This window comes from Pseudomonas moraviensis subsp. stanleyae, from assembly GCF_036283065.1.
Classification (GTDB): Bacteria; Pseudomonadota; Gammaproteobacteria; order Pseudomonadales; family Pseudomonadaceae; genus Aquipseudomonas; species Aquipseudomonas stanleyae.
In genome coordinates this window covers 101,046-114,230 of sequence record NZ_JAADJI010000009.1, presented here as the reverse complement: position 1 = coordinate 114,230, position 13,185 = coordinate 101,046, and the positions used below count along the sequence as shown (strand labels likewise).

Below are 13,185 nucleotides of genomic sequence, written 5' to 3'. Positions count from 1 at the left end.
CTGCTATTGAGATTATTGAAATGGACGTTCGTCAGTTTGCCATCCTCGCAGATCAGCCGAGTGCGGTCGAAAAAAACCGTGAGTTGTTCCTCGGCATGCCCAAGCGCGGACTCGCGTTCCTCCTGGCGAACGTCATGTTCTGGCAACCGATGTGGGCGCAGGCCGACGGCATCGTCGTTGCCAACCCGAATACCACGCTGGACCGTGCCGGCAACGGCGTGCCGATCGTCAACATCGCGACGCCCAACGCCAGTGGCCTGTCGCACAACCAGTTCCACGATTACAACGTCGGCGCGCAGGGTGTCATCCTCAACAACGGCGCAACGCAAACCGCGAATACCCAGTTGGCCGGGCACGTCATCGGCAACCCGAACCTGAAAAACAGCGGTTCGGCGCAGGCAATTCTCAACGAAGTCATCAGTGGCAACCCGAGCCAGTTGCGCGGTTACACCGAAGTGGCCGGGCAGTCGGCGCGGGTGATTGTCGCCAACCCGTATGGCATCACCTGCAACGGTTGCGGTTTCATCAACTCGCCTCGGGTGACGTTGACTACCGGCAAACCGGTGCTGGAAAACGGTCGGCTGGATCGCTTTCAGGTCGATCAGGGAACGGTGGCCATCGAAGGCGCGGGTATCAACGCGACCAATATCGACCGCTTTGAAATCATCACTCGCAGCGCGAAGATCAATGCGCAGATCCAAGCGCAGAACCTGACCATCGTCGCCGGGCGCAACGACGTCAACGCCGACACCCTCAATGCCACCGCCCGCGCCGACGACGGCAGCGCCAAACCGCAACTGGCCATCGACTCCTCGGCACTCGGCGGCATGTACGCCGGGGCGATCAAACTGGTCGGCACCGAGGCCGGGGTGGGGGTGAAACTCGACGGCAAACTGATCGCCAGCGGCGGCGATATTCAACTCGATGCCAATGGGCAACTGAGCCTGGCCGACACCTCGGCCACCGGCGCGGTCAACGTCAAAGCCGCCAGCCTCGACGCGCAGGCTCCCGTTTACGCCGGCACTTCGCTCAACGTGCAAACCCAAGGCAACCTGACCAACCGCCAAACCCTCGCCGCTCGCGACAGCGTGGTGCTCAGCGCCGGTGGGCAATTGACCAACGCCGGCGCCATCGAAGCCGGCGTCAACGCAGACGGCAGCCGTAACAACAGCGGTGATCTGAGCCTGAGCGCACAGGCCATCAACAACAGCGGCAAAGACCTCACCGCCAGCCGCAACCTGACGGTCAACGCAACGCAGATTCTGAACAATCAAAGCGGCACGCTCAGCGCGCAAAACATCAGCATCAGCGGCGGCATGCTCAACAACCGCAGCGGGCAGATGCTCGGTGATCTGGGCCTGAACATCGACCTGAGCGGGGCGCTGGACAACCGTGATGGGGTTCTTGGTTCGGGGCGCTTGGTCAATCTCAAAGCCGCGAGTCTGGACAACCGCGAGGCCGGCGCACTGGTCAGCGATGGCAGCGTGATGGCGCGCCTTGGTGGCACGCTCGACAACCGCAACAAGGGCGACATCTCGGCCAAAGGCGCCATTGATGTGCAGGCCGGTACGCTGCTCAACAGCAGCGGCAAAGTCATCGGTAAAAGCACGCTGGCCCTGCGCGGCGATGTGGTCGATAACCGCGGCGGTGTGATCCAGGCCGACCAGCAACTGAACCTGAACGTCGCGCAACTGGATAACCGCGAAAAAGGTTTGATCAGCGGCAAACGGGGCCTGACCTATGTGGGCACTCGTCTGGACAACAGCGGTGGTCTGGTCAGCGCGGCCGGCGTGGTCAACCTGACCGCCGCAGAAATCCAGAACGCTGCCGGCCGGATCGCCAGCCAGAGCGACTTGCTGGCAACCATCGGCCTGCTGCAACAACAGGGCGGTGAGCTGGTCGCGCAAGGCAATCTGAGCCTGAGCGGCAAGACCCTCGATAACCGTAACGGCGGACTGGTCGGCACCACCCAAGCGCTGACCCTGGCGGTGGATGACATCGACAACCGCAGCGGCGAAATCTCCAGCAGCCTATTGATGAACGTCAAAGGTCTGCGTCTGGACAACAGCAACGGCGGCAAGATTCTTTCCGGCAGCGACCTCGGGCTGAACGTCGGCAAACTGATCAACCAGAGCAAGGGCTTGATCGCCGCGACCAAAGGCGCGGCGACGATCACCGGCACCACCTTCGATAACAGCGGCGGCACGCTCAGCAGCCTCAACGGTTTGGTGATTACCCTCGATGATGCGCTGAGCAATTCTCTTGGCGTGATCAACAGCGACGGCACGCTGACCGTCAATGCCGCACGCATCGACAACAGCAACGGCAGTCTCGGCAGTGGCGGCGATCTGAAGCTGACCAGCACTGGCGCGCTGCTCAATCAGGCCGGTTCGATCAATACCGACCGCGCGCTGACCGTCAACAGCGGCAGTCTGGATAACAGTCGCAAAGGCGTGATTTACGGCCAAGGCAGTAGCCGGGTCGAGACCGGCGCGTTCAACAACAGCGATGGCGGCAAACTCACCAGCGGTGCGGCACTGACGCTCAAGGCCGGCCAGGTAAATAACGCCGCTGGCCGCATCGCCAGTCAGCAGGCGCTGGATGTCTCGCTCAGCGGGCTCGATCAGCAGGGCGGTGAACTGTTCAGCAAGGCCGACCTGACGCTCGATCTGAACCACGGCCAATTGAACAACCAGAACGGTTTGATCAATGCACCCGGTACGCTCCTGCTGAAAAACCTCAACGGCGTGAACAACCAGGGCGGGGAGATTTCCAGCCAGCAAGCCTTCGCGCTCGCTGCGCAAGAGCTGGACAACAGCAACGGCAAACTGCTCAGCCAGCAAGGCCTGACGTTGCGCATCGCTGCGGCATTGAACAACCTCAAAGGCGTGATCTCCGGCGCCTCGCTCGACAGCCACAGCGGCAATCTGGACAACCATGAAGGCTTGATCAGCAGTCGCGGCGAGTTGTTGCTGACTGTCGACAAGACCCTGGATAACCAGCTCGGTACGGTCATCGCTGACGGCCAACTGACCGTCAACGCTGATGAACTGGTCAACCGTGAAGGCAACATCGCCGGCAAGGCCGATGCCGGCGTGCAGGCAAAAACCGTCAACAATCAGAAGGGGCAGTTGATCGCCACCGGCGTGCTCAAACTGCAAGCCGATCAACTCGATAACCGGCAGAACGGTTTGCTCGGCTCGAGCAAGGACATGACCCTGACCGTCGCTGACCTGGACAACCGTGGCGGCGAAATCAGCAGCAACGGCGATTTGCTGGTCACTGGCACAAAACTCGACAACAGCGACGGCGGCAAGATTTACACCGGCAAAGGCCTGACCCTGACTGTCGACGAAGTGCTCAACCGCAGCAAAGGGCTGATCAATGCGGGCGCCCAGTTCACCCTGCAGGGCCGCTCGCTGACCAACGACGGCGGCGAATTGCTCAGCCAGCAAGGCATGTCGCTGAACCTCACCGGCGCCGTTGACAACAGCTCGGGCAAGGTCAGCAGCGAAGGCACGCTGACGGTCGACACCGCGAAATTGACCAACGTTGGCGGTAGCCTGTCCAGCGCGGCAGATCTGAAGCTGAACAGCGACGGCAGCATCGATAACCAGGCTGGCCAGATCGTCACCGATGGTGCGCTGCTGCTGACGGGCGCCAGCCTCGATAACCGCCAGAAGGGCACGCTGAGCGGTAAAGGCGCGGTCACCGTGATCACCGGCGCCTTCGATAACAGCAACGGTCGACTCAGCAGTGCCGACACCCTGAACCTCACGGCGGGTCAGGTCACCAACGGCGGCGACGGCAGTATTGGTAGTCAAAACGCGCTGACGGCTTCGGTCAGCGGCTTCGATCAACAGGGCGGCAAGCTGTTCAGTAACACGCAACTGAGCCTGGACTTGAACCATGGCCAGTTGAACAACATCGGCGGTTTGATCAACGCTCCGGGCGCGCTGCTGCTCAAGCAGCTCAACGGCGTCAACAACCAGGGCGGCACGATTTCCAGCGCCGAGGCGCTTACCCTCACTGCGCAAAATCTGGATAACAGCAACGGCAAGCTTTTGAGCAATCAGGGCCTGACCCTGCGCATCGCGGCAGCACTGGACAACGTCAAAGGCATGATCGGCGCCGCCGCCATCGACGCGCACGCGGCGAGCCTGAACAACAGCGGCGGCAACCTGGTCAGCCGTGGCGACCTCGACCTGACTGTGGACGGCTTGCTGCGCAATGACGGCAAAGGCTTGATCAGTGCGGCGCAGTCGCTCGAGATCAGCAGTGCCGAGTTGAACAACCGCGACAGTGGTTTGATCAACAGCCAGGGCAACCTGACCCTGACCGCCACCGGGCTGGACTCCAGCGAAGACGGCGAGGTTTCTGCCAGCGGTGACATGGACTTGAAACTGACGTCCCTGACCCAGAACGGCGGACGCCTGCTGGGCGACAAAGCCGTGACCCTCGACCTTGCCAATGGTGATCTCGACAACCAGCGCGGCTTGCTCACTGCCCAAGGACCACTGACGCTCAAACGTCTGCGTGAGGTGAACAACCAGAGCGGCGAGATCTCCAGCAATCTCGGTTTCGATCTCATCGTCCGAGCGCTCAACAACACTTCCGGCAAGATCATCAGCGGCGAAAAACTGCTGTTGCGTGGCACCGCACTGATCAACCAGAAAGGTCTGATCTCCGGCTGGCAAGGACTCACCGTCAACGCCGACAGCCTCGACAACCGCAACAGCGGCACGCTCTCCAGCAAGTTCGCCGATGTCTCGGTCGACCTCAAGGACGCGCTGCTCAACAGTAGCAGCGGTGCGCTGGTTGCTCAGGGAACCCTGAGCGTGAAAGCGGGCAGTCTCGACAACAGCAACAAGGGCAATCTCAGCAGTGGCGCAGGGCAGACCCTGACATTGGGTGGTGCGCTGAACAACAATCAGGGCCTGATTTCCAGCGGCGCGGCACTGGATGTTGTCAGCACGGCGTTCACCAATGCCAGCGGCTCAGTCAGTGCCGAACAGGCTTTCACCGCCACCGCCTCGCGTCTGGACAACAGTGGTGGACAGATCGCCAGCAACGACGCAATCACCCTCGGCCTGAGCGGCGAGCTGAACAACAACGCCGGCAAGCTGGCGAGCAGCGGCGCGATGTTGCTCAAGGGCGTCACCGACCTGCGCAACCAGAACGGCCAGATCGCCAGCCAGAAAACTCTCGAGGTGCGTACCGGTTCGCTGGACAACAGCAACAAGGGCACGGTCGCGGCCAACGATCAGTTGCAGATCAGCGCAACGGGCGCCGTCAATAACAGCGCCGACGGTCTCATCTATAGCCAGAAGGCCGGCGTCCAACTGACCGCCGCCAGCTTGCGCAACGGCAAAGGTTCGGTCCAGAGCGAAGGCGCAATGACGCTCGAAGTCAGCGGTGACTTCGACAACCAGAGCGGCAAGGTCATCGCGCAGAATGGCAATGTCTTCGTCAAAGCCGCCAACATCGACAACCGTGGCGGCATTCTTTCCAGCATCAAAGGCGCACTGGAAGCACGCACCGTCGGCGTGCTGCGCAACGGTTTTGACCTGAACAACAATCGCCAGGGCGGCATCATCCAGGCGCAGACTCTGACCCTGACCGCACTGGCTGGGCTGAACAACAACGGCGGGCGCATTTCTTCACAAACGGCCGATCTTGGCATCACCACAGCGGTGCTGGATAACAGCAGCGGCGTGCTGTACTCGAAAGGCTTGCTGGGCGTCACCGGCTCGAATCTGGAAAACGCCAGCGGCCAGATTGCCGCGAATCGCATTGACTTCGGCCTGACCGGCGCGTTGCGCAACGGCACGGGCGTCATCGAAAGCGAAACCCAACTGAACGTAAAAGCGGCCAGCGTCGACAACCAGGGCGGTCGTCTGCGTTCGCTGGGCAATACGGGCAAGACCCTGTTCCAGATCGGCGGTCTGCTCGACAACCGCAACGGCGTGCTGGAAACGGCCAATACCGACATGACCCTGGCCGTCGGCAGCTTCTTCAATGCCGGCGGGCAACTCAACCATGTCGGGCGCGGCAAATTCGACATCTCCACCGCCAATGTCATCGGCGCTGGCGGCAGCATCGTCACCGGCGGATTGCTGGAGCTCAACGCCGACAGCTGGAGCAACTCCAACGTTATTCAGGCCGGTCGCCTGAACGTCAATGTCGGGCAGTTCAGCCAGACCGCGAGCGGCAAGCTGCTGGCTTCGGATTCGCTGCAGATACGTGGCGGCAACTGGGCCAATGATGGTTTGATCGCCAGTGACGGCATCCTCGATCTGCAAATCGGCGGGACCTATTCCGGCACTGGCCGCTTGACCAGTCAGCGTGGTGCTTATGTTTCTGCCGCGCAGATGAACGTCGCGGCGGGTGGCAGCTTTGCGGTAGGCGCAACGTCGATCGTCAATATCGGCGGACAGCTCACCAATGCCGGGCGCATGACTTCCAGCGAAGACCTGACGATCAATGCGGGCGGTGTTGCCAACTACGGCACCCTCGGCGCGGCGCAGAACCTCATCATCAACACGCCTTCGCTGCTCAATGATCGTGGGCTGATTTTCAGCGGTAACAACATGACGCTTGGCGTCGCTACGCTGAACAACCAGCACGGTGATTTCTACGGTCTGGGCGATGTGGTGATGGGCGGCTATGGCGGCGCGGCACGGGCGGCGGGGATATACAACATCTCCGGCTCGATGGAGAGCGGGCGCGGTTTTACGATGAATGCGGATGTGTTTGAGAACCGTACGGAAGGTCCGACAGCGTCGGTTGAACGCAAGCTGATCTCGGGCTTGATCGCCGCCAGTTGCGGTGATTGCGTCGGGGGCACCTTCAACAACTTCCTCGCCACCCGTGAGACTTATCAATTCTTCGACACAGATAGCAGCGCCTCGGCGATGTTCAACGTCGGCAAGGATTTCACCTTCCAGGGCGGCACATTCCTCAACAGCAAAAGTACGGTCGCGGCGGGCGGCAACATCAACATCATCGCCGATAGTCTGAAGAACATCGGTGCGAAGAGCGGAACCGTTGAAGTCACGCGTCAGTACAACTTCGAGATGGGCACAGGCACCACGGCCCAATTCATGGCCAACGTGATCCTGCCGTACAACCAGCGCAATAACCCCGATTTCCCGTTTGTGTACTACGTTATCGCGCCGGAAGGCTTGATCCGGAAAGCGATCGCCAAAACCGTCGGCAATGGCATCGTCATCGTTGATGCCGAGACAGGCGAGAACGTCGGCAGTCGCAAATACGGCCGGGCGATGTCCGGATACAGCGCGGGCTTTGAGACTTCAACGCCGTCGTTGTACGACCCGAATAATCTGATGGCGATACCGAGTGAGCTGGCGCCTTACCAACAAGGCGTCGCTGTCGAGAAGCCCGTAAACAGTACCGGTGCTACCGACGTCACGAGCTCTCGCAATGCCGTGATTCAGGCCGGTGGAAACGTCTCGATAACCGCCACCCAGGAAATCGCCAACAGCGTCATTCATCAGGACTACAGCGCTAACGGTGGCACCAATAAAGTCGCCAATACCAATGTCGGCAACAGCGGCACTGTTGTCGTGCGCATCAACAGCCAACTGCCGCCGGATCTTGCCCAGCAACAGGTCAATCCGCTGAGCCTGCCTGGCTTCTCCCTGCCGACGGGTGAGAACGGTCTGTTCCGCCTGAGCGGGCAGGGCTCCAGCAGTACCGCAGCCAGCAATACCGGGCCAGCGCCAACGTGGACGGTCGGTAACGTTGCAGTAAATGCCCACGACCATCTGGTCGCAGCGACCAGTGGCGGGCCGCGCAACCTGTTCATCGATGCCCCGGCCCCGGTGTCCGACAGCACGCGCGCCGTTGACACTTTCCACCGCACCCCAAGCATGGTTCAGCCGGTTGCCAGTACGGTCGATGTCAAGGTGCCCGAGGGCAGCGCCGGATCGGGCATGCCGAGTCGCGGCAACGACATGAAGGAATCGATCGACACCCGTCCGGTCACGCGCGTCACTGGCCTGCCAGACACCACGGCACCGTCCAATCCGCACAAATACCTGATCGAAACCAACCCGGTGCTGACCGAGCTCAAGTCGTTCATGAGCTCCGATTACCTGTTGGAAAAACTCGGCTTCGACCCAGACCAAAGCGCCAAGCGCCTCGGCGACGGTCTCTACGAACAACGCCTGATCCAGCAAGCCGTCACCGCCCGCACCGGCCAGGCTTTCCTCGACGGCCAGACCTCCAACGAGGGCATGTTCAAGTACCTGATGAACAACGCCATCGCCAGCAAGGACGCGCTCAACCTGTCGGTCGGCGTCGGCCTTACCTCGCAGCAAGTCGCCGCGCTGACGCACGACATCGTCTGGCTCGAAGAGCATGAAGTTAATGGCGAAAAAGTGCTGGTGCCAGTGGTTTATCTGGCGCAAGCCAATGGCCGTTTGGGCCCGACCGGGGCGTTGATTGCCGGTAATGATGTGACGCTGATCGCCGGTGAAAACCTCGATAACGTCGGCACGCTGAAGGCTACCAACAACCTGTCCGCCACAGCCGGCAAAGACTTGGTCAACAGCGGCTCGATCGAGGCGGGCAATCGCCTGGATCTGCTGGCAACCAACAACATCGTCAACAAGGCGGGCGGGATTATCGCCGGCAAGGACGTCAGCCTGACCACGCGCACCGGCGATGTGATCAACGAACGAACCATCACCTCGATGGACGACAAGTACGGCACCGTCACCCGGCATCAGGACTTTGCCGACAACGCAGCGCGGATCGAGGCGGCCAACGACCTGACCGTCAAAGCGGCGAAGGACATCAACGTCATCGGTGGCGTCCTGAAAAGCGGCCAGGACATGGCGTTGAACGCCGGTCGCGACGTCAACGTGGCCTCCGTGCAGATCAACGACAGTGCCTCGCTGGGTTGGAGGGGAGCTGTCAGCAGCGTTACGCAACTGGGCGCCGATATTGATGCCGGGCGTGATTTCAAGGCTGATGCCAAGCGTGACATCAGTGTGATTGCCAGTGAGATTGATGCCAAGCGTGATGTGTCGATGTCGGCGACTGAGAATCTGGTGATCAGTTCGGCGGCGGATGAAGAGCACTCGCGTTCTGCCAACAAGAAGATGTCTCGTCAGGATGATGAGGTGAGGCAGGTTTCTGCAACGGTGACTGCAGGTAGCACCGTAATGCTCAATTCCGGTAAGGACTTGGAGCTGATTGCCAGTCGGGTTAGCGCCGGAAACGAAGCCTATTTGACAGCGGGTGCAAATCTGACGCTTCAGTCAGCGGAAGACAGCGACTACAGCTTCTACACCAAGACCAAGAAAAGTTCTTCGGGTAAGAAAAGTCAGCTTGATGAGACGGCCAGCACCACCAATATTGCCAGTTCGGTAACTGCAGGTGGTGACGTCAGCCTGGTAGCGAACAATGACGTCCTTATCAAAGGCAGCGAAGTTGCTTCTGAAAAAGGTGGAGTGAAGTTGGTGGCGGGCAATGATGTGCAAATCGTTGCTGTCACAGATTCGCAAAGTGTTCGCCATGAAAGCAGTTCGAGCAAAAAAAGCCTGGGTGGTCTGAAATCCAGCAAGGTGAAGGATCGAGTGTCCGAGACGCAAACCACTGCGATCGGCAGCATGATCTCCGGCAATACCGTGGATGTTGTAGCTAACCGTGACGTCATGATCAGTGGTTCTGCCTTGGTGAGTACAGAAGATTTGGCTGTGCAGGCCGGTCGCGATCTGACCATCAAAGCGGCGGAAAACACCTTTACTCGAAACGAGTATCACAAAGAGAAAAAAAGCGATCTGAGCGGTGTCCTGACGGCCAATAAACTGGGTGTAGATGACATCACCGGTAACCAGCATTTGTCCGTTGGTAGCCAGAGTCACAACGGTCAGTCTTCTCAGACGACGTTGACCGGCAGCACCATTGGCTCCAGCGGAGGCAATGTGAAGCTTTCCAGCGGTCGCGAGCTAAGCGTGATTGCCAGTGATCTGGTCAGCACCAAAGACATGAGCCTCATTGGCTCAAAGGTAACGATTGCCGCCGGCATGGAAAGCTCGAGTCAAAGCAGTACCGACAAATCGAGCAGCCTTGGGGTGGGTCGGGTCATTGGCGGCATGATCGTTGATACGGTCAATACCATTCACAATTCCGTCGAAGCGGCGAAAAACGCCGATGATCCGCGCCTTAAGGCAGTCAAGTACGCTCAAGCCGCCATGGCGCTGAATGACTTTGGTGGTATGGCGGGAGGCGCCGAAGGTGCGGGTTCGGACTATGGCAAAAAACAGGGCTCTGCCAGCAATGGTTCGTTGATAAAGATCGGCACTGAACTGGCAAATACGCACAGCAAGAGTACGAGCGAGTACAACAGTCAGACCGCCAGGCAGAGCACGATCAATGCGGGCAAGAACCTGTTGATCATCGCTGATGGCGGTGCGCCGGGGACTGCCGGTGATATTCATATTGTCGGTAGCAGCGTGAAAGCCGCAGACACCGCTTTGATCGCCAAAAACGACATTATCCTGGAGAGCGCACAGAACACGGCTGACTGGGCCAACAACGGCAGTAATAACAAAACCGCCATTGGCGCTAGCTTCAACCTGGGCGAGCAGAACGGGTTTACCCTTGATCTCGGAGCGTCTGTAGCCAAAAACAAAGGCACCGGCAGCTCGGTCACCCAGGTCAATACCACCCTGGATACCGGCTCTCTCTCCTTGCACAGCGGCAATGACACCACACTGGCAGGTGCACAAGTCCGAGCCGACAGTATCAAGGCTGTGATCGACGGCAACCTCAACATCACCTCGCGTCAGGACACCGAGACCCAGAGCAGCAAGCAGGGCAGTGCCGGTATCGGCGCGAGCATCTGTATCCCGCCATTCTGCTATGGCGCAACGGTGACCGGGTCTGCAAGCCTTGCCGCCGGTAACATGAACAGCGACTACAAGGCCGTGACCGATCAGAGCGGTCTGTTCGCCGGCCAAGGTGGTTACGACATCACCGTTGGCAAAAATACGACCCTGCAGGGCGCGGTCATTGCCAGTGAAGCGACACCGGACAAGAACCTGCTCAGCACTGATCGCCTGTTCGTCAGTGACATCAAAAACACGAGCGATATCAGTGCCCAGTCGGCCGGCATTTCGCTGTCTTATGGCGGCAAGTCCGGCACCAGTGTCGGCGGCAGCATTCCGCTGGCGCTTGAAGACTCGGATCAGAGCAAGACCCGCAGTGCCGTCAGCGAAGGCACCATCATCGTGCGCAACGCTGCAGGCGTGAATGATCTGGTGGGTCTGAATCGTGATACGGCGCATGCGAATGAGGCACTGGACAAACCTGATCAAAAAGCCATTCAAGAGCGGATTGATCTGATCCAGAGCACGGTCTCGCTGTCGAGAAACATCATCGGCAAAGTGGCCAACGCCCAGCAGCAAGCGGCTGCTGACAAAATGAAGTCAGCCACCACCGACGAAGAGCGCCTGGCGGCGCTTATTGAGTACAAAAGTTGGGATGTGGGCGGCGACAAACGCATCATGGCAGATGTCGCGGCAGGTTTGATCGCTGTGGGGCTGGGGGGCGTGGGCGGGACGACTGCAATCGGAGTGGTCGCCAATACCACGGCCAACGATGCGTTCAAAAAAATCGGCGATTACGCCGACAAGCAGGCTAGCGACGCTACTGATGACGTGACGCGAGCGGCGTGGGGCGAAGGCGGAGCCGCACGCGTCATGCTGCACTCGCTGGTTGGTGCGGTGATGGGGTTGTCGGGCAGCAGCGTTGCAGCCGGTGCACTGGGTGCAGGTGTTTCTGCTGCTCTGATGCCAATGATTGCCAAGGCACTGAAAGATAGCGGTCTGAATGACAAGCAGCAGGATGCATTGGCCACCTTGATTGCTTCGGGTCTTGGCGCGGCAGCGGGGTCTGGTGGCGGAGCAACGGGCGCAACGACTGCGGTTACCAGTTCAACTGGTGTTGAGATGTTCAATCGCCAGTTGCACAAGCAGCAAGAGATCCCGTTGCTGAAGAAAAAAGCCGATGAGTTGCAAGCAAAAAGTGCATCTCGCTCGGGTGCTCGCTGGGAAGATTTGCTACTGCTCGCCGCCGGTGCTGAAGTAGATGCGGCCGGTCTGGAGCATCTGAAAAGCGTCATGCAAAACGCTGTCGGCAATGATCCGGAGTCGAGGAATTTCGCCGAAGATATGGGCGATGCGTATGCAGCAATCACCCAGTTGTCCAATCAGGAAATCCCGCTGACCTGGAGCGATGGTCGACCGATCATTGCCAACGGTGCACCGGTGTATGCGTTCAATGCGACAGATGCACAATTCAACGACTCTACCTTGTTCAACGCTGTAGGGATTTATGGCCCGGGAGCGGTTTACCAGCACTGGAGCCAGTTTGGTAAAGATCAGACGGCGCAGTATGAAAATGAGCTGACCAAGATCTCCTCCTACGCATCTGATGTGGCAGATGCCGCCGAGCGTTTGTCGGCAATAGCAGGTAAAGGAATACTGTCAGTAAGCGCGATTGATGATGCGATCCTCTCAATGACCGGGCTTCGAGGTGGTAAAGCTGTTGTCGATGCAGTGTTGGAGGTGCTGGCGAAGTCGCAGTCAGCGAAAAAGCTGGCAACACTTCGTACAACCTATGCGGCGGAAATCGATAGTGTAAGCACGTTCAAGACGTCGGGTATAGATCGAGCAACAGCTGACGACTACTTGGAAACCGCTGAAGGACGAGAGCTCCTAAGTCAACTCATTGCCGCTGACCCATCTGCCGATTTGAGTAACATAGTCATGCGAGCCGTTGGGCAGTTAACTTCCGGATCAGGCACGCCAAAGATGTTAATTACAAATTCGCCTCTCGTTAAAATCGTCCCTAAAGGCGACGGGGTTTCTCCCTATTCTCCATTTTTCACAACCGAAGCCGACCTGAAAGCAGCCTCAAAATCTGGATATAGCCTCGCTGATTATTTCGGCTTACCGATAAAAAGTGATTCTCCGGTCTATGATATCTATAAGATCTCCCCGAGCGTGCCATCGCCGGTCTTCGTGAGTAAAGTGGCGCCGACCGCTGAATTGGGAGGGTTGATGACCAGACCAGGTGGCGCTACACAATATATCGTGCCGAATCGCGGGCCATGGTCGGCTCCGGAACTCGTTGGAACAATTAGAAATTGAG

Annotated in this window: 1 protein-coding gene; it reads left to right on the top strand. The window is 59.1% G+C overall.

Annotated elements, in window-relative coordinates:
* Nucleotides 1-20: 20 nt before the first annotated feature.
* Nucleotides 21-13,184 carry a two-partner secretion domain-containing protein gene (locus GXB78_RS17445; protein ID WP_329516298.1) on the top strand — a complete coding sequence of 4,388 codons (13,164 nt, stop codon included), beginning with the start codon at nucleotides 21-23 and terminating at the stop codon, nucleotides 13,182-13,184.
* The last annotated feature ends 1 nt before the right edge of the window (nucleotide 13,185 follow it).